This window comes from Ruegeria sp. CDSC002 (assembly GCF_059610905.1).
In genome coordinates, this window is record NZ_JBXWOM010000005.1 from 342825 (window position 1) to 368855 (window position 26031).

Below are 26031 nucleotides of genomic sequence, written 5' to 3' on the forward strand. Positions count from 1 at the left end.
TGTTTTTCTGCATCTGCGCCCGTCACAGAGGCGCAGGCGGCATTTCTCCGATGTCCAGTTCGATCCGCCACGACATTTGCAAAACGCCCAGATCGTCAAAGCGGCGTCCGACCAGTTGAATACCGATCGGCAACCCGTTGCGGTCTAGTCCGACCGGAATGCTGGATGCCGGTTGCTCAGTGAGGTTGAACAGGAAGGTATTGGCCCAACTTTCGAACGGCTTATCGGGGTCAGACCCCGGCAGGTCGGCAGCAAAGGCGGTGTTCGGTGTCGATGGCAGCAAGACAAAATCATGGCCGTCAATCAGCGCCAACGCACGTTCGCGCAACACCTGCGTGTGGTCGAAATTCCGCTGATGCTCAACAGCGGACAATGCGCGTGCATCATTGGTCCAGTCGCGAATATAGGGCGTTTTCGCCTGTTCGGCCTCGGGTTGGCGCATCAGTTCGGACAGGGTACGTATTTTGTAGAACGCCTCGGCGGGACCCCAGTCCGTTCGACTGAACGGTGCGGTTTCAAGATAGGTGACCTGAACGCCCATATCCCGCAAAACCTGTGCCGTCCGTTCCAGCGCTGCCTGAACATCTTCCGCCACCGGTTCGCCCAAGCCCAGCTCGGGGATAACCAGAACCGACATGCCTTTGCGGTCGCCGCGCGTCAGGCGCGAAACATAGTTCACACCGTCCCGTGCCAAAGCCGCGAAATCGCGCGTATCCTCTCCGGTCAGAACGTTCATATGCAGCGCGACGTCGCCAAAATTGCGGGCCAACGGCCCCGCCGTGATCGCCGGGCTGTTGCAGACGTAATAGGGCACTCGCCCCTGGCTGGGCTTCAGCCCGGCCAGGCCGCAATACGAGGCCGGCAGACGAATGGATCCCACGATGTCGGTCCCAATCGAAACCGGCTCGATCCCGGCGGCAACACTGGCCGACGCGCCCGAAGATGATGCGCCTGTCGTGCGCGATACATCCCATGGATTACGGGTAACCCCATGCTTTGAGCTCACTCCGCCTGCAAGAATGCCATAATCGCACATGGTATTCTTGCCCAGGATCACCGAACCCGCCTCACGCATGCGTGCGACCGTGGGATGATCGGTTGTGCTGACCGATACCTCACCCGCCGCCGAGCCGCGATAGGCGGGCATACCGATGCAATCCATTGCGTCCTTGACTGTTGTCGGCACGCCATCCAGCGGCCCCATTGGTATGTTGTCGTGCCAACGTTTCTCAGACGCCCGGGCTGCTTCAAGCGCGCCCTCGGCATCCACGTGGTAAATCGCATTGATCCTAGGATTAACCGACTCAATGCGGGCCAGCGCTGCCTGCGTGACGTCGATCGGAGACAGCTCCAGCCGGGCAAAGGCCTGCACCATGGCACGCGCCGAAAGTTGGGAATATGGGGCGGTCATTCGGGGACTCGATCAGATAAAGGGGATCAGTCTTCGGTGCGCTGGACGTAATAGACCTTGGCCGCAATCTTCCAGCCCTCGCCGGTGCGGACCAGCGACAGGTAGTCGATGAAGTATCGCGGCTGCACGGCGCAGTCGATCTTGACAAAGGCTGTATTCGGCCCTGATTGATCGATCGAGATTGTGTGCCCGTAGACAGGATAGCCCTTGGATTTCGGGCTTTCGCGACCGCCGATGATTTCTTTGTATTTCTCCAGCGTCATGTGGATATAACTGCCATCCTCGTTGGCGCAGCAAAGATCACATTCCGGCAGAAACATCTGGTCGGTCTTGCTGATGTCTCCGTCATGCAGGTTTTCGATATACGCCAGCATCAGGGTTTCGATCTCGGCAAATGCGGTCATTGGATATCCTCGGTCATGAGTGTCTTGAAACGCAGGTGGTGTTGGCGATCAGGCGGCCTTGTCGGCAAGCAGGTCCTGGCGGTACCGTTTGAGGTCTTCAATCGTGCCGACCTTAAGGCCGTGCCGGGCCCCAAATTCCAGCAGATCCGGCAGGCGCGCCATTTCACCGTCGTCATTCATGATCTCGCAGATCACACCGGAATCCCCCTGCCCGGACAGGCGGGCCAGATCAACTGCGGCTTCAGTGTGGCCTTCGCGTTCCAGAACGCCGTGCGGTTTCGCCACCAATGGGAACAGATGCCCGGGCGAAACCAGATCTGCCGAAGAGCCGCTGTCGGACGCCAATAGCGCAATGGTCTGCGCCCGGTCGCTGGCGGAAATGCCGGTGGTCGTGCCTTCTTTCGCATCCACCGAAATGGTGAACGCGGTATGATGTGGATCCGTGTTCAACGCTGTCATGGGGCCAAGGCTGAACTGCTCGGCCCGCTCGGGCGGAATGGCCATGCAGATCAAACCCCGACCAAAGCGTGCCATGAAGTTTACCGCGGTCGCTTCCGTGCAGGCGGCTGGAATCACCAGATCGCCCTCGTTTTCGCGGTTTTCATCGTCGACAAGAATTACCATACGGCCTTGTTCGCAATCCGTAATGATTTCTTCGATGGGCGACAGCTGGTAAACTTCATGCAGATCGAACACGGTCTTCCCCTTATCCGTTCAGAGGCTTGATGACGCCTTCGGCAAATTCGATCAGGGCTTCCTGCTCTATCTCGTCGCCAAAGTAGTTCACGTGGTGCCACACAAAGAATTCGTCGATCTGATAGCGCTCGGCCAGTTCACCAACCTGATCCAGAACCTGTTGACGCGAGCCGTCCCAGACGCGGCCCAATGGGACGTGATAGGGCGGCGCGTCGTAGGCCGAGAACCACAGGTTGTCGAACATTTCGCGGTACTGTTTGGTCTTGGCCGGTGTCTTGCCCATCATCAGATGCGCACCCAGAGCCAGAACGTCGTTATTGGTGGTTTGAGGCAGCCCTTTTTCATGCGCAGCCTTCAGACAGTTCTCAAGGATCACCGGCATGAATTCTTCTTTTTCGGCGGTTACGAAGGATACCATCTTGGCCCCTTCCGACGCCCAAAACTTGGCAGTTTCCATCGAATATGAGAACGGCGCATATACTTTTGGGTGCGGCTTTTGCAGCGGCCGGGGAACGATGCCCGATTTGCGCAGGATCTTGTTGCTATCAACCGGGCTGTAACCGCCCCAGAGTTTGGTCGGATTGAACTCCCACTCGACATTCGACGGGAAGCTCCAGAACTCGCCCTGATGTTCGGTCAGGTCATCGGTCCACAGCGATTTGATCAGACGCCAGTTTTCGTACAGCGCGCGACGGTTACGCTGGTCGGCCTCGGACTTGTCGGATTCAGCCGAGGTGATGTCCAGGTGCTGCCCCATGGTCGCTGTCCAGCGCGGCGTGTTCCCGCGCGAGAACCCTGCGAAGACGCGGCCGCCGGTCATGTGGTCCAGCATGGCGATGTCTTCGGCAGTCTTGATCGGGTTCATCGCGGTCAGGTTCATCCCCAACTGACCAACTTTGAAGTTCTTGGTGTGCTGGGCGATGTACATGTTCCAGAACAGCGGGTTCGTGGTGCATTCAACGCCTTCGACCTGCATGTGGTGCTCAGTCAGGCAGAAGCCGTCATAGCCCAGCTCTTCGGCAAGGACCATCTGATCACGCATCGTGTGCATCATCTTGTTGAACCGCGCAGGGTCACGTCCAGCAAGCTGAGTGTCCTCGCCATGCTGGCGTGCGAATGGAATGGCGAGAATCTTGAACTTCATGCAGGCGTCCCCTGGCGAGTGATTGAACGTTCACTAACATTCCCATACAGCCGGCAATTTCGTCAAGCCCCGAATTGTTTTTCCCTACGTCGCAACGACACTGCGACGATTTCCAACTGGACAAGAGATAGGGATTTCAACATGTTGCCCTCAGGTAGGGTCCTATGGAGGCAAGCCGCGTGTTTTTGTATTCCGCTGCGCAAGTTGATGAATTTATTAATAAATCGCAGCTAGATGGCGTGTGCGTTGCGCTGGCGATTGATGCTGCGCGCGAGGAACTCAGACGTCTCGGCGACACTTTGCAACCAACACTGGTCAACACGTCGGCCACGAATCTGGCAACTGCGGGACAGGGGCAAATCGAGGCCCAGGCCATACGCATGTCGCCAGAAGATTCGCTGCTGACCTCCTACCGTGTCTCGATCGTTCAGGCCGGGCACAATCCCGGTGAAGCTGCCACGCTGATGGAAGTGACCTGCACGTTCTCAGTCGAAGCACAACTGGCGGAAACGCCAAAATCCACTCAGGCTGAAAAGCCGCGCCGCGCCCTGTCCGACACCGCCGAGGAACGGCGGCGGCAGATCTTTGAGGGCGCGTGCAAGGTGATCGCCAAGCATGGGTTCGGCAATGCATCGATGCGCGAGATTGCCAAAACATCTGGGCTGTCGGTTCCGCTGATGTACAAGTACATCAAGGACAAGGATGACATACTTCACCTGATCACCACGATGTGCATGCAGGACATCATCGACTTTTTCGATACCGGAGAGCTGTTCACCGGCCCCGCCGATCAAAACCTTGAAAAAGCGGTTGACCGGTACATCGACTACATTGGTGAAAACCGCCGCTACATCAATCTGGTCTATTCGGAAACACGGTCCATGTCTGCCGAGAACCGTGCGCGTGTATTTGATATGGAGCGTGAATTCATGGGCCGCTGGAAAGGCATTCTGGACAAAGGGGTCGAGCAGAAAGTGTTCCGCCCCATGAACACAGAGCTGATGGCCAATTATCTGTATTTCCTTTGTAATGTCTGGTCTCTCCGGCATTGGAGCATCGGGAAGTTCCCGGAAAGCGAGATCCGGACCAGTCTGAAGGCGCTTATCATGGATGGGGTTTTGGTCAGGGCTGCTCCCTCCAAGAAATCCTGAGCGAACCATCAACCACTCTGGGTGTTTGATGCACAAACGCTTAGGCAATCAAGTCGCACATCTCTGTCGCTTCCGGGCGATTTGGTCGCAAACCAACTTGCGACACGTCTTGGGCGTGTCAAACTGAGTATATGACAACGCTCTGTAGTCCTAACCCTCTGGATCGCCGCGCAACCGGTTGTGACCTTGTCGTGAGTGGATGATGGCTGGCGCTCTGCGCCCATTGCCTTCTGCCCAGACAACGGACAATTCGGACACTCTCATGACATCTCAAACCTTACGCCTAGCCATTGATATCGGCGGCACCTTTACCGATACGGTACTCGTCTCGGACGATGAGACCATTTTGGCTTCGACCAAGACGCTCACGACGCACAAAAATCCCGCAGATGGCGCGATGGAGGGCGCAAGACGTGTCATGGCGGAGTCCGGCCGGTCGTTGAATGAGGTGACAGGTTTCATCCACGGAACGACACTGGCGACCAATGCATTGATCGAACGTCGAGGCGCTGTTGTGGCGACCGTGACGACCGAAGGTTTTCGCGACATTCTGGAAATCGCGTATGAGCGGCGATATGCGCAGTATGACATCAACCTGGAAAAGCCGGACCTGCTGGTCCAACGCGAACGGGCGCTGACCATTCGCGAACGGATGGATGCCGGAGGGGATGTGCTGATCCCGCTGGATACTGGTTCGATAGACGCGCTGTTGGCCGAGCTGGATGCCACCGGCGCGGAAGCGGTCGCAATCTGTTTGATGCATGCCTACGCCAACCCGTCGCACGAACGCAGGTTGCGCGAAATTCTCGCGGAAAAACGCCCCAGCCTGACAGTTTCAATTTCCTCTGATGTCAGCCCCGAGGCGCGCGAGTTCGACCGGCTTTGTACCACGGTCGCCAATGCCTACATCCAGCCGCTAATGGAAAGCTATCTGGCGCGCTTTGCCTCACGGTTCCAGACAGAAGGCGTGACCTGTCCGATCCTGATGATGACGGCCAGTGGCGGAATGTGCACCGTTCAGACGGCCTCACGATTTCCGATCCGGCTGGTCGAAAGCGGGCCGGCGGGCGGAGCAATTTTGGCCGCACGGATCGCAGCGCGGGCCGGGATTGACGAGGTTCTATCTTTCGACATGGGCGGGACGACTGCGAAGCTCTGCCTGATTGACAATGCGCGGCCTCAAACCTCGCGCCAATTCGAAATCGCGCGGGCCGCGCGGTTCATCAAGGGGTCGGGCATGCCTGTGCGTATCCCTGTGGTCGAAATGATCGAGATCGGCGCAGGCGGCGGCTCAATCGCCGGGGTCGACCGTCTGGGACGGTTGACTGTGGGTCCAAAATCGGCCGGATCAGAACCCGGTCCGGCGGCCTTTGGGCGGGGCGGTACCGAGCCAACCGTGACTGACAGCGACATCTCTCTGGGCTATATCGTGCCGGACACATTTGCCGAAGGGTTTATCAAGATCGACCCCGAAGCATCTGAAGCTGCGCTGAACCGGGTCATCGCCGCGTGTCTGAACACGAACGGCACAACGGCCGCCGACGGCGTCAGTCGCATCGTCGATGAAAGTATGGCCAGCGCGGGCCGGATGCATGCAGTGGAATCAGGCAAGGACCTTGGTTCCCGTACGATGATCGCCTTTGGCGGCAACGGCCCCCTGCACGCAAGCCGTGTGGCCCGATCCGCCGGGGTCCGTCGCGTTGTGATCCCGCCCAATCCGGGCGTCGGATCCGCGGTCGGTTTTCTGTTTGCTCCGGTCAGTTTTGAGATCGTCAGATCACGCTACTCTCTACTTGAATCCCTGGATCTGGAACGGGTCAACACCCTGTTCTCCGACATGATCGACGGGGCAAGCCGCGTGGTTGCCCAAGGCGCCGGTGACGCACCCACTCAAACACAACGCATGGCCTTCATGCGCTACAACGGTCAGGGCCACGAGATCGAGATTGCCCTGCCCGATCGCGACCTAACATTCGAAGACATAAAACCGCTGACCGATGCTTTCGAGGCGGAATACCGTAAACAATTCTCGCGTCCCGTGCCCGGAATGCAAATCGAGATCCTGAACTGGGCTGTCCGCGTCGCAACCCCAGATGCGGATGTTCCAGATTTGCCGGAAACGCCAGTTCTGACAACTATCACATCGGCCCAAACCCGCCCCATCACCTGCGATGTAGATGGTCAGATAAAGCAGGCTGGTTTTGTGCCACGTGACAGCCTGAACCCCGGCGACCGGGTTTGCGGCCCGGCGCTGATCACGGAACCGCAGACGACGACCTTGGTCTCTGCTGATTTCTCGGCGCATGTGGATGCCATTGGAAACCTCATCCTTATCCAAGATCAGAAAGGAGGTGTATGATGCCTACCGATCTTTCCCCCGCTCGCCTGCAAGTCATGTGGAACCGCCTGCTTGCGGTGGTTGAAGAACAAGGTCAGACCCTGATCCGCGCCGCATTCTCACCCATTGTACGCGAATGCGGCGACATTTCTGCCGGGATTTTTGACGCCGAGGGTCGGATGCTGGCACAGGCGGTCACCGGAACGCCCGGGCACATCAACACGATGGCCGAAGCCGTAATGCATCTTCGCGGTCATTTCCCTGTTCAGGACATGAGGCCCGGTGATATCTACATGACCAATGACCCGTGGCTGGCTTCGGGACACCTCAACGACTTTCTGCTGATGATGCCTGCCTTCAAAAACGGCAAAGTCGTCGGCTTTACTTCATGCACTTCGCATCTTGTGGATCTGGGCGGCCTTGGAATGGGCCCCGAAGGGTCGGATATCTATGATGAGGGTCTGCTGATCCCACCCTGCAAACTGATCGAACAAGGCGTCCCGAACGCCTTGCTTTTGGACATTGTCCGCGCCAACAGCCGCGAGCCTATTGCTAATGAGGGCGACATATATGCACTGGTCGCTTGCTGCGAAGCGGGCGTGAACCGCCTGCTCGATATGATGGATGAGTTCGGGATCGACGATCTGGATCTACTGGGCAGCTACATCATCGACACCTCGCGCCGCGGCACGCTTGAAGCCATCGCTGAAGTGCCCACAGGCACCTATATAAACGTTCTGAGGATGGACGGTTATGAAAAAGAACTGGAGCTGCACGCCACCCTAACGGTCAGCAAAACGGGCATGCATGTGGATTTCACGGGAACGTCGGGCTGTTCGGGCAAGGGCATCAATGTGCCGCTGAACTATGCGACCGCCTATACCGTCTTCGCCCTACGCTGCATCGTCGGATCCGACATCCCCAACAACGCCGGATCGCTGGAGCCGTTCACAGTGGACGGGCCAAAAGGCTGCATCCTCAATGCACAACGCCCCGCCCCGGTAGCAATGAGACACACACTAGGACAGGTAACACCAGATCTGGTGCTTGGATGCCTGCATCAGGCCCTGCCAGATCAGGTCCCCGCCGAGGGCGCATCTTGCATGTTCGATCTGCCGATGCGGCACGCACCCGAAGTGGCGCGTGATGGAGGTCGGGAATTCGCGGTTGAACCTGTACATAATGGCGGCACCGGTGCCCGGCCACACGCGGATGGCTTGTCTGCCACAGCCTACCCCTCGGGCGTGTTCGGATCTCAGGTCGAGATCACGGAAAGCGTGGCCCCGGTCACAATCTGGAAACGCGAACTACGCCAGGATTCAGGAGGTGCAGGCAAGTATCGCGGCGGTCTCGGCCAACGGATCGAGATGACCTCTGCGAACAGTGCACCCTTTCTGGTGTTCCTGTCGGTTGAGCGCCTCAAATTCCCCGCCCTCGGACGCATGGGTGGAAAACCCGGTGCACCCGGTCGTATTCGTTTCCTTGGTGGCGAAAATGATATCCCGGGCAAAGGAGAACTGCGCGTTGAAGCTGACGACTACCTGATCTTTGAAACTCCTGGGGGCGGTGGTTTTGGCGACCCGGCCGCGCGAGACCCACAGGCAATCTCCCTAGACCTCAAGCGCGGTCTGATCAGCGCAGAAGGCGCAAAATCCTACGGGGGCGCATCATGATCCGCCCGGTTCCCCACATAAGTGCAATGGCGGCCTATGCGCTGGCCGACCTCGGCGGCGAAAACACTATCTCGTTGGCCCAGAACGAAAGCGCCTTTCCCGCAAGCCCCGCTGCCATCAAGGCGGGTCGTGACGCAATGGCCGATCTGCAATTGTATCCTGATCCGGAATGGTTGGAACTGCGCACAGCAATTGCAGATGTGCATGGACTCGATCCGGCACGGGTGCTGTGCGGAGCAGGCTCGATGGAGCTGATCGGCTGTTTGATCCGCGCCTATGCCGGGCGCGGTGATCGGGTCCTTGGCACGGATTACGGATATGCGTTTGTCGCCTCAGCAGCCGCTCAGGTTCAGGCCGATTACGTCAAGGCGCGTGAAGTGGATCTGACCGTATCCGTCGACGATATCATCGCCGCGGTCACACATGAAACGCGGATCATCTTTGTCTGCAACCCTGGCAACCCGACCGGCACCCTAATCCCCAATTCCGAGATCCTTCGTCTGCGCGGGGAACTGCCCGCGGATGTTCTACTCGTCGTCGATCAGGCTTATGCAGAATTTTCCGATCACAAACATGATCCGGCCGATATCTTCGCGCTGAGCGATCGAGGGGACACCGTGATCATGCGCACCTTTTCCAAGGCCTATGGCCTGGCGGGAGCGCGTGCAGGATGGGGGTACTTCCCGCCCGAGATTGCGGCTGAACTGCGCAAATTGCTTAATCCAAACAATATTTCCATCGCTTCACAGGCGGCGGCAGTTGCAGCGATCCGCGATCAGGCGCATATGCAAAATGTGGTTGCCCGCACGACTGAAATCCGTGAACGATTTGCCGTGGAATGTCGTGCGTTGGGCCTAATCATTCCTCAAAGCCACACAAACTTTGTGCTATTGCGCTTTGCCTCAACGCAGGATGCGCAACGGGCAGACGCGGCGCTGCGGGCGGACGACCTACTAATGCGCGGCATGGGAGGATACGGCTTAACCCACTGCTTGCGCGCCACAATCTGCGAGACGCCGATCATGGATCGGTCCCTGACCGCCCTGAAGGGAGCATTGAAGTGACCGAAACACGAACCGCAGCCAAAATCGGTGTTCTGGTACCTTTCACCAACACCAACCTCGAACCGGATATGGAGTTGTTGAGGCCGCCCAACACCACAGTCCATTTTCAACGTATGGGCGGGTATGACGTGGATGAAATCCCCGGCTCGGATCAGATGGCGGGGTTGGGTGCATCGGATATCACTCACGACCTGCGGATGATCTCGGGCATACGCCCCGATGTGGTATTGTATGGCTGCACCTCGGCGACGCTGACCCACGGACCGTCCTTTGATGCAGAGCTGGCCCAGCAGATCAAGGCGGGCTCGGGTGCAGTTTCGCTGACCGCTGCAGGGGCGTTGATCGCTGGGATCAAAGCAGTCGGCGCAACAAAGGTCGGTTTTTCATCGCCCTATTTGGGCGAGATCAATGAACAGGCGATGGACTTCATGCTCCGCAATGGCATTAAGACTGTCAAATGTGTCGATGTCGGCCGCGAACTTGGCAACTATGGGCAAGGTGAACTGACCCCGGGCGAGGTGTTCGACTTGGCGTGCAGAGCTGATCACCCGGACGCGCAGGCAATCGTCCTAAGCTGCACAGACATGCGCTCGGTCGAGGTGATTGAACGGATTGAGGCTGCGCTGAACAAACCCGTCATTACCTCCAATCAAGCGATGGTCTATGGATTGCTGAAAGCGCTGAATCTACCGCGTCACGAAACGTTACTTGGGCGTCTTTTCGACACTCTTTGATCAACAGCGAAGGCAAGTGGCACTTCTACGCCCCGATTACATAAGCTGCAGTTCTTCGGCGACTGTCAGGAGTTGGTATGACGCTGCCAACCAAGCAAGCTGAAACAGGCAAACAAAATGGCGGCGACACAGACAATCGAGGGCCCGGCCGGCGTGTCGAAGACATAAGCCGCCCTCAACCCAGCCACAGCAGACGTCGCCCCAATTGCCGCTGCAATCAGGGCCATCGTTTCCGGTGACCGCGCCAGATTGCGCGCCGCAGCGGCTGGTATGATGAGCATCGCCGCTATCAACAGAACACCCACAACTTTGATGGCGACTGCCACCGTGATGGCCAGTGCAAGCGTCAAAACCAGTTGTTCGCGCTTGGGGTCGAACCCGCTGGCATAGGCCAGTTCCTCGTTCAACGTCGCCGTCAACAGCTGGGACCAACGCCAGGCAATCAAAATTACGACCAGTGCAGCGCCGCCCCAGATGACGGCCAGATCCGAACGGGAAACGGCCAGAATGTCGCCAAACAGATAGGCCATCAAATCAATCCGGACACCGGAGAGGAATGAAACCGCCACAAGACCAAATGCCAAAGCGGAATGTGCCATGACACCCAGCAACGTATCCATTGCGTACCCACGACCTGCCAACAGCGTCACGGTCAGCGCCATCAACAAGGCGACGGCCAGCGCACCTGTAAAAACCGACATCTGAAACGTTAGCGACAAGGCCACGCCAAGAATGGCTGCGTGCGCTGTGGCATCGCCGAAATAGGCCATACGGCGCCACACCACAAAACACCCCAACGGCGCCGCAGCAAAGGCCACGCCCACTCCGGCCAGTGTGGCCCGGGTCATGAAATCATCAAGCATTATTCTGCGGCTTCCTGTGAGTCTTTTCCATGATTATGATGATGATCGTGGTTGTGATCATGATCATGGCGGTAAAGGGCAAGCGCTCCACCTGTTCCGGTTCCGAACAACGCGCGGTATTCGGGGGCCGAGGCCACCACCGCAGGTGAGCCCTCGCAACAGACATGGCCGTTCAGGCAGATCACCCGGTCCGAAGCGCTCATCACCACGTGGAGCTCGTGGCTTATCATGATGATAGCGCACCCTGTTTCCTGACGCACGTCTTCGATCTGGCGATAGAACGCAGCCGACCCGGGCTGATCCAACCCTTGCGTGGCCTCATCCAGCAACAGGATTTCGGGCCGGTTGATCAAGGCGCGCGCCAGCAGCACGCGCTGGAATTGTCCGCCCGAAAGCTGTGACATCTGGCGCTTGAGCAGATCGGGCACACCAGCTGTTTCCAACGCAGCCGCGCAATCCTTCTTTGACGCGCGATGGGTCAGCCGCATGAACCGTTCGACGGTGATCGGCAGGGTCGGGTCGATATGCAGCTTTTGCGGAACGTAGCCAATTCTCAGCCCCAGCTTTCGCTTTACCTGCCCGGCAGACGGTTTGATTGCACCGATTATGGCGCGCAGCAGGCTTGTCTTACCCGAACCGTTAGGGCCGACGATGGTCACAATTTCACCAGGTTCGACCCCCATGTTGATGTGCCGTAACACGGTATTGGCCCCATAGCTAACGCTGAGGTCTTCTACGGAAATCAGGTTCATTTCTACGCCTTTTCGGTGCAGTCGGGGCAAACGCCTTCGGCTTCTACAACGGTCCGCTCGATCTCGAAACCCACTGCCCGCGCGGCTGCGCCCAGCTCTCCCTTCGCGGGTGTTGAATGTGTTTCGGCCACAGCATCACATTTCCTGCAAATCATGAAGGCCGGGGAATGCGTTGCCCCGGGATGCGCGCAGGCGACAAATGCGTTCAACCGTTCGATTTTGTGGACAAACCCGTTCTCGACAAGAAAATCGAGGGCGCGGTAAGCCACTGGTGGCTGCGATCCGAAGCCTTCGTCGCGCAATCGATCAAGAATTGTATAGGCACCCAAGGCCCGATGTTCCTGCAGCAGCATCTCCAAAACCTTGCGCCGCACGGGAGTCAGCCGCAGACCTTCTTCTTTGCACCGGGTCTCGGCAACGGTCAGGCTACTTTCGACGCAGTGCGCGTGGTCGTGCTTTTGGAATCCGACAAGGGCGGAGTCTTCAGCAGGTGCAGGTCTCATCTCACTTGTCATGTTATTCCATATCATATATGCCACTCGCAACGTTATAAAATCACATAGAGGGTTTGATGTCCAGAAAGCTTCTTCCTGTTTCGGTCACGGCTGCGTTGATGGGGGGCACAGCGATGGCCGATGTCCCAAATGTTGCCGTTGATATTGCTCCGGTGCACTCATTGGTGGCGCGCGTGATGGAAGGTGTTGGCGCACCGAACCTGATCGTACAAGCCGGCGCGTCCCCGCATGAATACAACCTCCGCCCTTCCGAGGCGGCTGCCCTGCAGAATGCGGATTTGGTATTCTGGATGGGCGAGGACCTGACCCCATGGATGGAAGGCGCAGTCGAGAACCTGGCCAACGGAGCGACAGTCACCCCCCTGCTCGAAGCGGATGGCACCGTCCTACTGGATTTCCGCGAGGACGCGCTGTTTGAAGCGCATGATCATGGCGATGAAGATCACGCTGAAGAGGAGGACCATGACGATCATGGTCACGAGGATCATGCCGACGACAAAGACCATGACGATCATGACCACGAAGAGCATGCCGAGGGCGAAGACCACGATCACGAGGATCATGCAGAACACGACGACCACCATGACCACGCGCATGGCGATCATGATCCGCATACCTGGCTTTCGCCCAAAAACGCCGACACCTGGCTGAACGTGATTGCCGCGCAGCTTTCCGCAGCGGACCCGGACAATGCGGGTGCATATTTCGCAAACGCGGCGGCTGCCCGCGAAGAGATGGCATCCCTCTCCGCTGAAGTGAGTGCAACTCTGGAACCTGTACGCGGCAGTAACTTCATCGTTTTCCACGATGCTTATCAGTATTTCGAGAACGCCTTCGACTTCCCCGCGTCGGGTGCGATTTCGCTTAGTGACGCGTCAGATCCAAGCCCGGCGCGGATTTCTGAGATTCAGGGGCGCATTCGCGAAGAAGGGATCAATTGTGTTCTGTCAGAGCCGCAATTCAACCCAGGCATCGTCGCCACTGTCTTGGACGGAACCGAAGCGAATACCGGTGTGATAGATCCACTAGGTTCTGATCTTGAACCCGGGGCTAAGCTGTACCCGCAAATGATCCGGAACATCGCAAAAACATTGGCGGAATGCCTATGACCTGACAGGGCAGCCCGTTTTGGCATGGAAATCCAGAGCGGGCTGAACATCGCCGGGGGCACAAAGGTTTCTCGGAAACTTGGTTTTTTCGTTTCGGTGCTCGCGGCATTCGCCCTTTTGGAAACTCAGCCAGATTTCTTCTAGAATTCCCAACAGAACGACGCAGTCAGAGGCTGTAGCGGTGTCGGGATCAACGATCCGGACACTAGTTACGGGTCAGGCATGCGCAATCCCGGCTCACGACGCGCGTCCGTAAAACCCGATGCGTTCTTCGTGTGTGAACTGAACGTTTGGCCGATCATAAAAGGAAAACACGGCGATCATACGGTCGCGGTCGCCTTGAACAGGCGAGACGCGGTGCGCCGTGTTTTTGCCTTTGAAGATGTTCAAAGTCCCCGGCTGCAGTTTCATGAGCGTGGGCTTGCGCCGGCCTTCCAGCAATTCAGCCACCCCATCGTAATTCGGGTTGTCATCACTACGCAGGTCTTTTTCGTACTCAAATTCACCCCCCGCAGACGGCGCTTGCAACAGCAGCGTTGTGGTGAATTCGGACCTGTCGAAATGCCAGTTCAGGGCCTGCCCGGCTGAGTAAGCCATGACGTTCACGCGGGCCAGCGGATCATCCATCACAAATAGCTTTGGCTTTTTCATGACCGCAGCCAGAAACTGCGCAAATGGCGGCCAATCGTAGAGGCGGATCACAATGGCCTGCCCCAACTGATCGGCACAAATCGTTCTGTTAGACGTCTCAAATTGGGTCAGGGCCGGATGGTCGCTGCCGAGGCCCTCGATAGACGTCCTGAAATAGATGTTGTGCCGCCGCGCGTGGACAAAAGCCTCTTCGGCAAAAACCGGTTGCAGCTCAGACACCGCCGATTCCAGCGCACTGTCGCGAACAAAGCCAGGCAGGTTAAATAGTCCATTCTCAGAAAGATCGGCTTTGCAGCGTTCGATCAGGCTGTGCCAGGCCATGCTGCCCGGCTGGTCCAATGGATACAAATCCAAGTTTAAGACATCACGCATCTTCGACCCTCCTTTCCTGTTATCCTGAGCAGGGCTTGAAACAGGGCTTTATCAATGGATAGCCTTTTTGGGGAGCATAAGAATTTCAAAAGCACTGACCGAAAAACGGATTGCCCGGCGGAAAGCGCCTATTCCTGAGGGCGCTTGTTCAGTAGAAATGACGGCGATGGATTAAAAGTCGGAGACCCTCATCAGGATGAGCATGTCGCCGATCCCTTTGCGGCAGGATTACCGGATAGCTTACGCAAAAAGACGTAGATCTCCTCCAGATGTAAAAAAAGTCGTAGCTGCGCTGCAAAGTTAAGGCACCACTGAATTCAGCAGTGGGGATCAATCTGGCACACTCGCCCGGCGACGTGAGGTAACCGCCCTGATTTGTTGACGCAGGCTATTTGCCCGCATACGAACTTGCCCACATGCAGGAAACCCACAGCCGACGCGGCACAAATTCCGCCGGACATCCAAGGAATAACGCCATGAGCGAACATATCATCGTCAGCACTCAGGATCGCGTCACCACAGTCACGATTTCTCGCACAGACAAGAAAAACGCGATCACTTTTGCCATGTATACCGCGATAGCTGAAGCCATCGAAGAATACGGTCAAACCGATCAAGCCCGGGCGCTGGTCATCACTGGTGAAGGCGATATGTTCACGGCCGGGAATGACCTGCAGGACTTTATGACAGGCGGTCTTCCGGCGGGTGACGCTGAAAATCCGATTATTCGGTTCCTGAATGCGATCCGGGATTGTCCGAAACCCCTGATCGCCGCAGTCAACGGTTCTGCAATTGGTGTTGGCCTGACCATGCTGCTGCACTGCGATCTGGTCTATTCCGCGAACAGCGCTACATTCAGCGCTCCATTTGTCCAACTGGGTCTGGTGCCCGAGGCCGGTTCTTCGATGTTGCTGCCTGCGTCTCTCGGTATGGCTGTCGCCAATGACGTCTTGCTGGCCGGGCGGGTTCTGACGGCATCCGAGGCCCTGAACCACGGGTTGGTCGCGCGCGTCTTTGCCGACGGTGAGTTGATGAACGAAGTCCAGGAGATCGCAAAAGCCATTGCAGCCTCATCCCCGGTAGCGCTCAAACAGTCAAAGACCCTGATCCGCAATCAGCGTGACGAAGTGGCCGGACACATGGCCGCGGAAATCAAGATTTTTGCCGCGCAGCTACAATCCCCGGATTTCGCCGAAAGCGTTGCGGCCAAACTGCAAAAACGCGCACCGAATTACGGCTGACCCGCGCCTTTGAGGGACTACGGCTTTCCTCGCCTCGAAGGCAGCCCCAGTTATTTCGGAAACGAAAGCTGAGGCACAAAACGCCACTGACGCAAACCCAAGCTGAAACCAACCTTCCGTAATTGGCCTACGTCGCCAATAACGACAGGATATCAACTTAATTTCATTACCGGGCTGGTCAATTCCGCCCGGCAATGGAATCAGTGCGCATCAACAAATTTTGATTCGCCCTGACACGCTTTAACAAGCCGAAATAGGGCGTGCCCTGTGGCTGTTGGATGGCGTTTCACCCGATAGCCGCGTGAAGTCAGAGGAAAAGCATGGGCCTAACCTGCTATGACGTGATGGTGCCGCCTGAGGTACAAAAGACCATTCTGCCGGATGAAAGCATCGCCACGGCTTTCAACATCATCAGGGGCAGCCGGGCACGGTTTCTGCCTGTCGTGGCTGAAGACGGGACTTATGTTGGCGTCTTTACCGCCCCGACGCTGCTGAAACTGATTCTGCCGAAGGCGGCTACAATCGGTCTAAATGATGATGCGTCGCGCGTCGCGATCGACTCGCTCAGCTTCATGAATCTGACGCGGGATGATTTCGAACAACAGATGGAGCGGCTGAAGACCGAAAAGGTTCGCGACAACATGTCGAGGCCCTCGAACATCCCTGTCGCTGCACCTGATACGCCGGTGATGGAAGGTATCTTCCTGATCTACAAATTCAAACGGCACGTGATCCTTGTTGAGCCCGAAACCAACCGTTTCGTTGGCACCGTAAGCGCCAACTCGCTTTTGGATCGCGCACTCAGCTAACCCTATACAAACCGGACTAAAACCTTGGCTACGCATTCGACGTCACACGGAGAGGCCGCTCTCTCTGTTCCACAACTATTGGGCATTGATCCGCTTTGGATCGCGACCGGAATTCTGATTTTGGTGTATGCGGTCCTGATCACCGAAAAGGTTAACCGCGCCATTCTGACGATGCTGGGCGCGTCCCTGATGGTCCTGTTTGGCATCATCAATCAGGAACAGGCCGTGGCGGGTGTGGACGCCAACACTCTGGCACTGCTTATCGGCATGATGGTCATCGTGGGGATCACCAGCAAATGCGGATTGTTCCAATACGTAGCGATCAAGGCCGCAAAAGCGGTGAAAGCCAATCCAACCGGCATCCTGATCATGCTGACGCTGATTACGGCGGTGTTCTCGGCCCTGCTGGACAACGTGACGACCGTTTTGCTGATCGCCCCGATTACGCTTCTGATCACTGAAGCCCTGGAAACGCGTGTGTTCCCGTTCTTTGTTGCCGAGATCCTAGCCTCGAACGTGGGGGGAACAGCGACGCTGATCGGTGACCCGCCCAACATCATCATTGGCTCGGCCGCAGGTTTGAGCTTCAACGATTTCGTGGTGAACCTGGCGCCTATCTCGGCCATATGTCTGGTTGTCCTGACCGGCATTATTTACCTTATGAACCGCAAGGAACTGGCCCGCATTCCGAAATCGGCCAGCGATCGGATTATGGGGTTCAACGAATCCGAAGCGGTTACTGATGTTGTCTTGATGATCAAGTCTCTGGCCGTATTGGCTCTGGTTTTGCTGGGGTTCACGCTGGGGCACAGCTACGGCATTCAGCCCGGTACGTCAGCGTTGGCCGGTGCTGGCCTGTTGATGCTGCTGGCCTATGGCCACCAAAGCGGTGAAGAACAATCCGAGTCGGTTCACCACATTTTTGGTGAAGTTGAATGGGTCACAATCTTTTTCTTCGGTGGGCTGTTCGTCATTGTTGCCGGTGTTGAACATGTTGGCCTCTTGGCATTCTTTGGTGAGAAAGTGCTGGAGCTGACCCAAGGCGACATGATGTGGACCGCGTTCTTCATCTTTTGGGCCTCCGGCATTTTGTCCGCAATCCTCGACAACATTCCTTTCGTGGCAACGATGATCCCTCTGATCGAGTCCACCGCAGACACGTTCGGCGGCAAGGACGCGATTGAACCCCTTTGGTGGTCGCTGGCGCTTGGGGCCTGTCTGGGCGGCAACGGTACACTGTTGGGGGCAAGCGCCAACCTTACGGTGGCTGCTTTTGCGGAAAAGGCCAAGCAGCCCATCGGCTTCATCGCCTTCGCCAAAATTGCATTCCCGATCATGATCCTCACCCTGATGATCGCGAACGTCTATATTTGGCTGCGTTACTTCTGACCTATGGCCCTTTGAACCAAACGTATTACAGGTTCAAAGGGCGTCCGACTCCGGACAGGTTTACTTGCCCGCATGTGACACGCACCGCGCTGAGGCACCGAATTTGGTTGTCTTTCTAGCCAATCCCCCCTAGTGACGGCCTCACCTCGGGGAGCACGGCCTGCCGCGCTGAGATGCTTATCAAGCGAACCCGTAGAACCTGAACCGGCTAGAACCGGCGGAGGGAAGGGTTTCGGTTTCATCCATCCTTGCCCTCTCGCCGCAATGGAGGATGACATGAAACATCTGCTAATTGCTGCGGGACTTCTGAGTGCAACTACGGCCATCGCCGCCGACAAGCCTCAGCTAACCGTTTACACCTATGACAGCTTTGTATCCGATTGGGGCCCCGGCCCGCAGGTCAAAGAAGCCTTTGAGGCAACCTGCGACTGCGAGCTGAACCTCGTGGGCGTCGAAGATGGTGCCGCACTTTTGTCGCGTGTCCGGCTTGAGGGTGAAAACTCTGACGCCGACGTCGTGCTTGGTCTGGATACCAACCTGATTGCAGCGGCCCGGGAAACCGGCCTGTTTGCGCCCAATTCCGTTTCTGCCGACTTCGCGCTGCCGATCGAATGGACCGATGACACGTTCACACCGTATGACTGGGGCTACTTCGCCTTCGTTCACAAAGCGGATGCGACCGCGCCTGCGAACTTCCGGGAGCTGGCGGACAGCGACACCAAGATCATCATCCAGGACCCTCGCTCGTCCACGCCCGGTCTGGGTCTGCTGATGTGGGTTAAAGCGGCGTATGGTGATGATGCACCCGAAATCTGGGCTGGTCTTTCCGACAATATCGTGACGGTCACAAAAGGCTGGTCCGAAGCGTACGGCCTGTTCCTTGAGGGCGAGTCGGACATGGTTCTCAGCTACACGACATCTCCGGCCTATCACCTGATTGCCGAGGACGATGGCAGCAAGGCTGCGTCTGCTTTTGACGAAGGCAATTACCTGCAGGTTGAAGTCGCCGCAAAACTGGCCGCGACGGATCAGGCCGAACTGGCGGATCAGTTTTTGCAGTTCATGGTCTCGGACGCGTTCCAGCAGATCATTCCAACAACCAACTGGATGTATCCGGCTGTAACGCCGGCAGAAGGTTTGCCGAAAGGGTTTGACACCCTGACAGTGCCGGCAAAGTCGCTGCTGTTCTCTCCCGATGAAGCCGCCGCCGTGCGGGATCAGGCCCTGGCAGAATGGCAGAACGCGCTCAGCCAGTAAGCCCATGGCCCGGTATCGGTGCGGCAGCTCTGGTCGCCGCGCTGATCCTGGGCACTCTTGCGGCGGTTGCACTGCGTGCTGAAACCAGCGGCGGGTTCAGTCCCGCCGACTGGGCTGCGCTGCGCTTCACGCTGACCCAGGCCACGCTGTCCGCATTGTTCAGCGTGGTGTTGGCCGTGCCGGTTGCGCGGGCTTTGGCACGTCGGAGGTTCCCCGGCCGACGGGCTTTAATTGCGCTTTTGGGTGCGCCCTTCATCCTGCCGGTCATCGTTGCCATTCTGGGTCTGCTGCAAGTCTTTGGCCGGTCGGGATGGATCTCGGACTTCCTTGGCATTTTCGGCCTGCCGCCCATACGCATCTACGGCTTGCATGGGGTCGTACTGGCGCATGTTTTCTTCAACCTACCCCTGGCCACACGCCTTGTGTTGCAAGCCTGGCAGGAAATTCCTGCAGAACGGTTTCGCCTGGCCGCACAACTGGGCTGCAATGGCATGGCCATGTTTCGACTGATCGAGATGCCCATGCTCAAACGGACCCTGCCCGGGGTTCTGGCGGTAATCTTCGCCATCTGCCTGACCAGCTTCGCCGTCGCCCTGACCTTGGGCGGAGGGCCACGGGCTACAACAATCGAACTGGCAATCTATCAGGCTTTTACCTACGATTTCGACTTGGGTCGCGCCGCCCTGTTATCCGCCCTGCAACTTGCCCTGACAGCTGCGACCGCTTTGGTGGCGCTGAAGTTTTCGCGCGGGGACGGTTTTGGAACAGGTCTCGATCGCGCCTTGCGCCGCTGGGATGGGGGTGCGCCGACGATAGATGTATTCTGGATCGTCGCAGCGGCCGTCTTTTTGCTACTGCCTTTAGCATCGGTCGTAATTTCGGGAGTTGCCGGGTTGTTTGACTTGCCCGCAATCGTTTTTCGGGCTGCGCTGATCTCGGTCCTTGTTGCTGCGGCAAGTACTGCAGTCCTACTATTGCTAGCTTTGCCTATGGCCACCGCCGTCGCGAGCGGCCGGTACGGGCTTGTGGAACTCAGTGGCATTTTGGGTTTGGCGGCATCACCATTGGTCATCGGTACGGGCCTGTTCATCTTAATCCGGCCTTTGGCAAACCCGACGACATTGGCTCTGCCTGTCACTGCTTTGGTAAATGCTGCGATGGCCCTGCCCTTTGCTTTACGCATTCTGGTCCCCGCCGCGCGCGACATAACCGCCAGGCACGGACGTCTCGCGCTTTCATTGGATATGACAAAATGGACGTTTTTCACGCGCATCTTGCTACCGCGCATGCGTCCACAGATCAGTTTCGCCGCTGGCCTTGGGGCGGCTCTGTCAATGGGTGATCTGGGTGTGATCGCACTATTCGCCGATCCGCAGATCGCGACCCTGCCCTTGCAAATCTACCGCTTGATGGGTGCCTATCAGATGCAGGCTGCTGCCGGCGGGGCATTACTGCTGCTGCTGCTGTCCATGGGCGCATTCTGGCTATTGGACCGAGGAGGGCGCTGGCATGCTGAAGCTTGACGACTGCGTGATTGAAAACGGGAATTTCACCCTAAACGCCGATATCCAGATCGAGGTTGGTAACAGCATTGCCATTGTCGGCCCGTCCGGGGCGGGCAAGTCCACATTGCTGGAGACCATCGCTGGATTTCGGGATCTGAAAAAGGGTCAGATTTTTTGGAGTGGACAACAGATTTCCAACTTGCATCCCGGCAAGCGCCCTATGGCGATGCTGTTTCAAGACGGAAACCTGTTTCCGCATCTGACGGCTGAACAAAACATCGCCCTGGGCCTGCGCCCAAACGGTCGGTTGTCCGCAGACGAGGATGCTCAAGTTCAGTCCGCTCTGGGCCGGGTTTCTTTGCATGGTATGGGCGCGCGCAAACCCTCGGAACTGTCCGGAGGACAGCAAAGCCGGGTTGCCCTGGCCCGCGTACTTGTGCAGCGGCGCGAACTGTTGCTTTTGGACGAACCGTTTGCAGCCCTTGGACCAGCCTTGAAAGCCGAAATGCTGGATTTGGTGGCCGATCTGGTGGCCGAAACCCAAACGACCCTGTTGATGGTCAGCCACGATCCGCAGGATGCACGCCGTATTGCCGACCAAACCGTACTTGTTGCAGACGAAACGGTGCATGCCCCCGTTCAGACAGCGGAACTCTTTGACAACCCGCCGCCAAGCCTGCGTGCCTATCTTGGCTAGCGGTGATCCCGCCTCAGAAGTCAACGAGGCGTTGTAACGGGTCGCCAAGCTAAATATCGTTCAAAGATGGTCAACGAAGACAAGCATACGCAGCACACTGGCGTGATCGACAAAAGCGCGCGGTCGCAAAGCAACCGCCAGACAAGGTTGAAAATCCGAATTTCCACTCTGCTGGCGCTGACCATTGGCGGACTGGTGGCAATATCGGCCGGCGCGGTTCTGTTGGTTTCGACTTATGCCAATTTTCAGAACACGACGGAACTGTTGAATACGTCTGCAGCGATGATCGTCGAATCCATCGAAGACGATATCTTCAGCCTGACGACACCGATCGAGGAACTGGCACAATCCCTACAAGAAGACGCAAGCACGGGTGAAGTCGATCTGCACGACACCGATTTTCTGAGAGCCTACTTCAAAGGCGTGGTGGCTTCGGTCCCGTATCTGACAGATCTTGCCATCGTGTATCCTGACGGCAGTCTGTTCATTTCAACACATATCACCGATGTTGAGGGGCCACGTTTAATAACGTCATACGAGCCTCCGGCTGCAGGCACGCTTCAGTATCTTAAAGATGTTAAAGGCTATGATGGTTTGTTCTGGAACGAACCCTTCTTTGACCAGGGCCGGACACATATCTCAGCAACTGTACCTGCCTATAAAGACGGTATTTTCCTCGGGGCCGTGCTCGTTTCTTCTACCGTTCACCATTTCTCGGGCCTGGTCGACGAGTTAAGCGGGAAATACGGGGCAACTGGTTTTGTTCTGTACGGTGACAACCGCGTTCTGGCCCATCCCAAATTGCTGAACCTGTCTGCAAACACGTTAAGCTCAAACGCCCCCTTGCATTCGGTCGCAGCACTTGATGACGCGGTCATCTCACAAATGCTGATGCAGCCACCCGAGTTTCAGGGCAACGATGGAACATTTGTCGGATATGTGGTCGAGGCGCTGGACGGAGAGCACCTGGTTTTGACAAGCATCGTCAGCGGCTTCGGATCTGAGCCGTGGGTGATTGGGCAGTATTCTCCACTGAGCGATTGGAGCAACCAATGGTCCCGGCTGAGTGATGCCGCCTTGGTCAGTCTTGGTTTACTGATCGCTTCGGTCATTGCGGCGCTTGTGTTGGCCAGACGATTGGCGGCACCCATTCACAGGTCGACCGAAGAAGCCATCAAAATCAGCGAGCTGAATCTGAACCAAATCGACCACCTGCCCCCCTCTCGGGTCTCAGAACTGAACCTTCAGGCTGTGGCCTTCAACAAGATGCTCGACGGGCTGCGCTGGTTTCAAACTTATTTGCCCCGAACCCTTGTACGGCAAATGCTAAAGACCGGAGACCCTAACCTCGTGTTGCCGCGCGAAGTTGAACTGACCGTCATGTTCGCCGACATCGTGGGGTTCACACCCGCATCCGAGGCCATGACGCCACAAGCCACGGCAGCAATGCTGAACCGGCATTTCGAGATCCTGAACCGCTGTATTGAAGCCGAGGGCGGAACGCTCGACAAATACATCGGCGACGCGGCGATGGCGTTCTGGGGCGCGCCCCAGGACCAGACGGACCATGCCGAACGCGCCTGCCGGGCTGCAATGGCAATCAAGCGATCACTAGCTGAGGCTGGCGTCGAGTACGGCGTCAAAATCGCGGTGCACACCGGACCGCTGATTGTCGGCAACATCGGGGCCGTCGACAGGATGAATTACACGGTGATCGGCGACACAGTGAACACCTGTGCCCGGATCGAGACCCTGGTAGGCGAGCTGCCAAGTGACGAGCAAACCAGGATTTTGGTCAGCGATGCCACAGCCCGACTGATCAGCCCGGCTTTTCATTTGATCGACTGTGGCGAATTCACTGTCAAAGGACGTTCAAGGAAAGTGAATGTCTACCGCCTTTGCGACGCAGATAAGACCCTTGACCCCTCAGCATAACCTGCCAGGAATTCCAGAGGCCGTATAATGGTCACTCCGTGCGACGCAGTTGTTTTGGTGTTTTGCCGTATTCGGCCTTGAATGTCTGGGCAAGCGTAGAGGTTGACGCAAAACCGCAGGCTATGGCGATGTCAATAATCGGCATTTGCGAGTTCGAGACCAGGGTAAACGCTTTTTTCAACCTGATCTTTCTATAAAATTTTCCAGGCGATGTGCTCAGGTGCAGCATGAACTGACGCTCTAACTGCCGGGTAGATACGCCCACGCGGCGGGCAAGGCTGGCCGTTGGCAACGGGTGTTCGGTGTTTTCTTCCATGATGCGGATCGCGTTTTGCAGCCGCTTTTCCAGGAAATTCGGGTTCGCGCTCAGACCTTTGGGTTGCTCTTGCGCGTGGCCCCGAACGTCGTTTAGCATCAATTGGCAGGCCAGTTCAGCCCTGTCTTGAGGCTCAAGAACCTCGGCCAGAATGCCGATGATCGCCTCGGCGGTATGACCGTGCCCGGCGCAAGTCAGCACTGTTCCATTTCGGGCAACAAGACATTCAGAAAGCATGGGGTAATCCCCTATCTCACGCAGCAACCCAATGTCGCGCCAATGTGCCGTGACCGGCCCGGATTGTTGCACTGTCGCCTTGATGTATTCGCGTGCCGCGTCCGAAAACAAGGCAACCGGTCGTTTGTGTTTTTGCATTGCCCGGACGCGTCGCAGCCATGTGCTGACATCTCCCAACTGACCGCCCACAACACACAGGCAATCGCTCAGATACTGGTCAGAGATGGCAGGCGTTGCCCGCACAATCAGGTCTGAACTGCTGGACACCAGACCGGGCGTGTCCGACGAAATCTGCCACCGAAAAAGATCGCGGTTGAGAACATCATTTGCCGTCTGCAAAACTGCAATGATGGATGACAGCTCAAGATACGCAAACTCGGCCTGCACGAAGATCTCGAATGTTATTCGCTGTTCAGTCTTTGATCTGTCTGTAGGTGCTAACATTCGATGAGTTCTTGTTGTTCTTTGCCAGCACGTTAGCCCTTTTTTGCAAGACCCGGTCAGTCTTTGGGGCAGCTGTAAATCAACTGGCGAGGGCTTAGTTTGAACCGATCATCAGATTGAAAGCAAGGTGCAAGTCCGCGCGCAAATCCAAGGTGCCGGTCGCGGCGATAATATGTAGACCACGAGACGTTAAGACCCAATCGCGGGACCCAAAAGACCCCGCGCCAAGGAATGCTTGTAATACAGATGCTTATGCCGCAGAAATCTGATTAGCCTTTTCGACCAGTACTTCGGCCTGACGGATCGAGGCATAGTCGATCAGGCGACCATCCAGAGACACAGCGCCTTTGCCAGCCGATTCAGCCTCGGACATGGCTACGAGTATGCGCTGTGCTTTGGTGACTTCGGCATCTGATGGCGACATGACCTCATTGGCCAGGACAATCTGGCTGGGGTGGATAGCCCATTTTCCTTCACATCCCAGAACGGCCGCGCGTTTCGCTGCCGCGCGATACCCGTCTGGATCCTGAAAGTCACCGAAGGGCCCGTCGATCGGGCGCAGGCCGTTGGCTCGGGCGGCGACAACCATGCGGGCTAGCGCATAGTGCCACATATCGCCCCAATGCGTCATGCGTCCGCCATCTGCATCCGCATCGGTCAGAACGGAATAGTCGGGGTTTACACCGCCGATGATGGTGGTCCGGGCACGGGTTGAAGCCGCATAATCGGCGACCCCGAAATGCAGGCTTTCGTTGCGTTTGGATGCGGCCGCAATCTCGCTGACGTTCTGCATGCCAAGCGCGGTTTCGATGATGTGTTCGAATCCGATCCGTTTCTTGTAACCTTTGGCGTCCTCGATCTGCGTCACCAGCATGTCGACTGCATATACGTCAGCTGCGGTTCCAACCTTGGGGACCATGATCAGGTCCAGGCGATCACCGGCCTGTTCGACCACATCCACCACATCGCGGTACATGTAGTGCGTGTCCAGCCCGTTGATCCGCACCGACATGATCTTGTTGCCCCAGTCGATATCGTTCAGCGCTTCGATGATGTTCTTGCGCGCCTGTTCCTTTTCGTCCGGTGCAACAGCGTCTTCCAGATCAAGGAAGATAACGTCCACATCCGATTTCGCTGCCTTTTCGAACATTCCGGGCTGGCTGCCCGGAACGGCCAGCTCGCTGCGGTTCAGGCGTGCGGGGGCTTGGTCGATGTTGTGAAAGCTCATGGTTTTGGGATCCTTCGTCTTACAGGTTTGGATAGATCGGGAATTTAGCGCAAAGCTCTGCAACCTCGGCTTTGACCTTGGCTTCAACCGCGCCAT

At 57.1% G+C, this 26031-nt stretch carries 23 protein-coding genes and 1 riboswitch; of the genes, 13 read left to right on the forward strand and 10 right to left on the reverse strand.

Going from position 1 to position 26031, the window contains the following annotated elements; all coding sequences use genetic code 11:
- Window positions 1–22 precede the first annotated feature (22 nt).
- The 4 genes from AC2FJE_RS11915 to AC2FJE_RS11930 are packed head-to-tail and all read right to left on the reverse strand — an operon-like array spanning window position 23 to window position 3655.
- Entirely contained in the window at window positions 23–1411 is a 1389-nt protein-coding gene (locus AC2FJE_RS11915; protein WP_496755715.1) for an amidase family protein, read from the reverse strand.
- A 26-nt stretch (window positions 1412–1437) separates the two neighbouring features.
- Window positions 1438–1815 carry a nuclear transport factor 2 family protein gene (locus AC2FJE_RS11920; RefSeq protein ID WP_496755714.1) on the reverse strand — a complete coding sequence of 126 codons (378 nt, stop codon included), beginning with the start codon at window positions 1813–1815 and terminating at the stop codon, window positions 1438–1440.
- Between the two features lie 48 nt (window positions 1816–1863).
- Window positions 1864–2511, reverse strand: a complete 648-nt coding sequence (gene ribB / locus AC2FJE_RS11925) for a 3,4-dihydroxy-2-butanone-4-phosphate synthase (RefSeq protein WP_496755713.1) — start codon at window positions 2509–2511, stop codon at window positions 1864–1866.
- 10 nt (window positions 2512–2521) lie between these two features.
- Window positions 2522–3655 (reverse strand): LLM class flavin-dependent oxidoreductase, encoded by a 1134-nt coding sequence (locus tag AC2FJE_RS11930; protein WP_496755712.1) that lies wholly within the window; start codon window positions 3653–3655, stop codon window positions 2522–2524.
- A gap of 179 nt (window positions 3656–3834) precedes the next feature.
- On the opposite strand from AC2FJE_RS11930, the gene AC2FJE_RS11935 reads away from it, so the two are divergent.
- From AC2FJE_RS11935 to AC2FJE_RS11955, 5 genes are all read left to right on the forward strand, one after another.
- On the forward strand, window positions 3835–4806 hold the full coding sequence (locus tag AC2FJE_RS11935; RefSeq protein WP_282151923.1) for a TetR/AcrR family transcriptional regulator: 972 nt from the start codon (window positions 3835–3837) through the stop codon (window positions 4804–4806).
- A 262-nt stretch (window positions 4807–5068) separates the two neighbouring features.
- On the forward strand, window positions 5069–7165 hold the full coding sequence (locus tag AC2FJE_RS11940) for a hydantoinase/oxoprolinase family protein (protein WP_496755711.1): 2097 nt from the start codon (window positions 5069–5071) through the stop codon (window positions 7163–7165).
- Window positions 7165–8817 carry a hydantoinase B/oxoprolinase family protein gene (locus AC2FJE_RS11945; protein WP_496755710.1) on the forward strand — a complete coding sequence of 551 codons (1653 nt, stop codon included), beginning with the start codon at window positions 7165–7167 and terminating at the stop codon, window positions 8815–8817. Before AC2FJE_RS11940 ends, AC2FJE_RS11945 begins: the two co-directional genes overlap by 1 nt.
- Window positions 8814–9881: a pyridoxal phosphate-dependent aminotransferase gene (locus AC2FJE_RS11950; protein WP_496755709.1), complete on the forward strand. Its 1068-nt coding sequence runs from the start codon at window positions 8814–8816 to the stop codon at window positions 9879–9881. Before AC2FJE_RS11945 ends, AC2FJE_RS11950 begins: the two co-directional genes overlap by 4 nt.
- The gene (locus tag AC2FJE_RS11955; RefSeq protein ID WP_496755708.1) at window positions 9878–10615 is read left to right on the forward strand and encodes a maleate cis-trans isomerase family protein; all 738 of its coding nucleotides are present in this window, start codon (window positions 9878–9880) and stop codon (window positions 10613–10615) included. The genes AC2FJE_RS11950 and AC2FJE_RS11955 overlap by 4 nt, the downstream gene beginning before the upstream one ends.
- 65 nt (window positions 10616–10680) lie before the next feature.
- On the opposite strand, the gene AC2FJE_RS11960 is transcribed toward AC2FJE_RS11955, so the two are convergent.
- From AC2FJE_RS11960 to AC2FJE_RS11970, 3 genes are read right to left on the reverse strand one after another with little or no spacing between them, the layout of a single operon-like run.
- Window positions 10681–11478: an iron chelate uptake ABC transporter family permease subunit gene (locus AC2FJE_RS11960; RefSeq protein ID WP_282119277.1), complete on the reverse strand. Its 798-nt coding sequence runs from the start codon at window positions 11476–11478 to the stop codon at window positions 10681–10683.
- Window positions 11478–12230 (reverse strand): metal ABC transporter ATP-binding protein, encoded by a 753-nt coding sequence (locus AC2FJE_RS11965; protein WP_496760975.1) that lies wholly within the window; start codon window positions 12228–12230, stop codon window positions 11478–11480. The genes AC2FJE_RS11960 and AC2FJE_RS11965 overlap by 1 nt, the downstream gene beginning before the upstream one ends.
- A 2-nt stretch (window positions 12231–12232) precedes the next feature.
- Entirely contained in the window at window positions 12233–12745 is a 513-nt protein-coding gene (locus AC2FJE_RS11970; RefSeq protein WP_108859557.1) for a Fur family transcriptional regulator, read from the reverse strand.
- A gap of 56 nt (window positions 12746–12801) precedes the next feature.
- Here AC2FJE_RS11970 and AC2FJE_RS11975 point away from each other — a divergent pair, with 56 nt between their 5' ends.
- Entirely contained in the window at window positions 12802–13854 is a 1053-nt protein-coding gene (locus AC2FJE_RS11975) for a zinc ABC transporter substrate-binding protein (RefSeq protein ID WP_496760976.1), read from the forward strand.
- A 237-nt stretch (window positions 13855–14091) separates the two neighbouring features.
- Here the strand turns inward: AC2FJE_RS11975 and AC2FJE_RS11980 are convergent, their stop codons facing one another.
- Entirely contained in the window at window positions 14092–14877 is a 786-nt protein-coding gene (locus tag AC2FJE_RS11980; protein WP_496760977.1) for a HalD/BesD family halogenase, read from the reverse strand.
- Window positions 14878–15353: 476 nt separating this feature from the next.
- Here AC2FJE_RS11980 and AC2FJE_RS11985 point away from each other — a divergent pair, with 476 nt between their 5' ends.
- The 7 genes from AC2FJE_RS11985 to AC2FJE_RS12015 all read left to right on the forward strand — a co-directional run bounded on the left by AC2FJE_RS11985 (window position 15354) and on the right by AC2FJE_RS12015 (window position 23710).
- The gene (locus AC2FJE_RS11985) at window positions 15354–16118 is read left to right on the forward strand and encodes an enoyl-CoA hydratase (protein WP_282169643.1); all 765 of its coding nucleotides are present in this window, start codon (window positions 15354–15356) and stop codon (window positions 16116–16118) included.
- Between the two features lie 320 nt (window positions 16119–16438).
- A complete protein-coding gene (locus tag AC2FJE_RS11990) occupies window positions 16439–16927 on the forward strand; it encodes a CBS domain-containing protein (RefSeq protein WP_058272048.1) in 489 nt (162 codons plus the stop codon).
- Window positions 16928–16951: 24 nt separating this feature from the next.
- Window positions 16952–18316, forward strand: a complete 1365-nt coding sequence (locus AC2FJE_RS11995; RefSeq protein WP_282169644.1) for an ArsB/NhaD family transporter — start codon at window positions 16952–16954, stop codon at window positions 18314–18316.
- A gap of 137 nt (window positions 18317–18453) precedes the next feature.
- A riboswitch (TPP riboswitch) is annotated at window positions 18454–18559 on the forward strand.
- A 33-nt stretch (window positions 18560–18592) separates the two neighbouring features.
- Entirely contained in the window at window positions 18593–19573 is a 981-nt protein-coding gene (gene thiB, locus AC2FJE_RS12000) for a thiamine ABC transporter substrate binding subunit (RefSeq protein ID WP_109311172.1), read from the forward strand.
- The gene (locus AC2FJE_RS12005) at window positions 19549–21096 is read left to right on the forward strand and encodes a thiamine/thiamine pyrophosphate ABC transporter permease ThiP (protein WP_496755704.1); all 1548 of its coding nucleotides are present in this window, start codon (window positions 19549–19551) and stop codon (window positions 21094–21096) included. Before thiB ends, AC2FJE_RS12005 begins: the two co-directional genes overlap by 25 nt.
- Window positions 21083–21775, forward strand: a complete 693-nt coding sequence (locus AC2FJE_RS12010; protein WP_058272051.1) for a thiamine ABC transporter ATP-binding protein — start codon at window positions 21083–21085, stop codon at window positions 21773–21775. The genes AC2FJE_RS12005 and AC2FJE_RS12010 overlap by 14 nt, the downstream gene beginning before the upstream one ends.
- Before the next feature lie 102 nt (window positions 21776–21877).
- Window positions 21878–23710: an adenylate/guanylate cyclase domain-containing protein gene (locus AC2FJE_RS12015; RefSeq protein ID WP_496760978.1), complete on the forward strand. Its 1833-nt coding sequence runs from the start codon at window positions 21878–21880 to the stop codon at window positions 23708–23710.
- A 31-nt stretch (window positions 23711–23741) separates the two neighbouring features.
- Here the strand turns inward: AC2FJE_RS12015 and AC2FJE_RS12020 are convergent, their stop codons facing one another.
- The gene (locus AC2FJE_RS12020) at window positions 23742–24707 is read right to left on the reverse strand and encodes a GlxA family transcriptional regulator (RefSeq protein WP_496755701.1); all 966 of its coding nucleotides are present in this window, start codon (window positions 24705–24707) and stop codon (window positions 23742–23744) included.
- A 250-nt stretch (window positions 24708–24957) separates the two neighbouring features.
- Window positions 24958–25935, reverse strand: a complete 978-nt coding sequence (locus AC2FJE_RS12025) for an HpcH/HpaI aldolase/citrate lyase family protein (protein WP_496755700.1) — start codon at window positions 25933–25935, stop codon at window positions 24958–24960.
- Window positions 25936–26031: the final 96 nt, after the last annotated feature.

Bases quoted from the DNA above. Each gene is read 5' to 3' on its own strand.
- AC2FJE_RS11990 (WP_058272048.1), top strand. From the start codon at position 16,439: ATGGGCCTAACCTGCTATGACGTGATGGTGCCGCCTGAGGTACAAAAG.
- AC2FJE_RS11950 (WP_496755709.1), top strand. From the start codon at position 8,814: ATGATCCGCCCGGTTCCCCACATAAGTGCAATGGCGGCCTATGCGCTG.
- AC2FJE_RS11915 (WP_496755715.1), bottom strand. From the start codon at position 1,411: ATGACCGCCCCATATTCCCAACTTTCGGCGCGTGCCATGGTGCAGGCC.
- AC2FJE_RS11970 (WP_108859557.1), bottom strand. From the start codon at position 12,745: ATGACAAGTGAGATGAGACCTGCACCTGCTGAAGACTCCGCCCTTGTC.
- AC2FJE_RS12005 (WP_496755704.1), top strand. From the start codon at position 19,549: ATGGCAGAACGCGCTCAGCCAGTAAGCCCATGGCCCGGTATCGGTGCG.
- AC2FJE_RS11945 (WP_496755710.1), top strand. From the start codon at position 7,165: ATGCCTACCGATCTTTCCCCCGCTCGCCTGCAAGTCATGTGGAACCGC.
- AC2FJE_RS11980 (WP_496760977.1), bottom strand. From the start codon at position 14,877: ATGCGTGATGTCTTAAACTTGGATTTGTATCCATTGGACCAGCCGGGC.
- AC2FJE_RS11920 (WP_496755714.1), bottom strand. From the start codon at position 1,815: ATGACCGCATTTGCCGAGATCGAAACCCTGATGCTGGCGTATATCGAA.
- AC2FJE_RS11940 (WP_496755711.1), top strand. From the start codon at position 5,069: ATGACATCTCAAACCTTACGCCTAGCCATTGATATCGGCGGCACCTTT.
- AC2FJE_RS11965 (WP_496760975.1), bottom strand. From the start codon at position 12,230: ATGAACCTGATTTCCGTAGAAGACCTCAGCGTTAGCTATGGGGCCAAT.
- AC2FJE_RS12025 (WP_496755700.1), bottom strand. From the start codon at position 25,935: ATGAGCTTTCACAACATCGACCAAGCCCCCGCACGCCTGAACCGCAGC.
- thiB (WP_109311172.1), top strand. From the start codon at position 18,593: ATGAAACATCTGCTAATTGCTGCGGGACTTCTGAGTGCAACTACGGCC.
- AC2FJE_RS12020 (WP_496755701.1), bottom strand. From the start codon at position 24,707: ATGTTAGCACCTACAGACAGATCAAAGACTGAACAGCGAATAACATTC.
- AC2FJE_RS11960 (WP_282119277.1), bottom strand. From the start codon at position 11,478: ATGCTTGATGATTTCATGACCCGGGCCACACTGGCCGGAGTGGGCGTG.
- AC2FJE_RS11985 (WP_282169643.1), top strand. From the start codon at position 15,354: ATGAGCGAACATATCATCGTCAGCACTCAGGATCGCGTCACCACAGTC.
- AC2FJE_RS11930 (WP_496755712.1), bottom strand. From the start codon at position 3,655: ATGAAGTTCAAGATTCTCGCCATTCCATTCGCACGCCAGCATGGCGAG.
- AC2FJE_RS12010 (WP_058272051.1), top strand. From the start codon at position 21,083: ATGCTGAAGCTTGACGACTGCGTGATTGAAAACGGGAATTTCACCCTA.
- AC2FJE_RS11975 (WP_496760976.1), top strand. From the start codon at position 12,802: ATGTCCAGAAAGCTTCTTCCTGTTTCGGTCACGGCTGCGTTGATGGGG.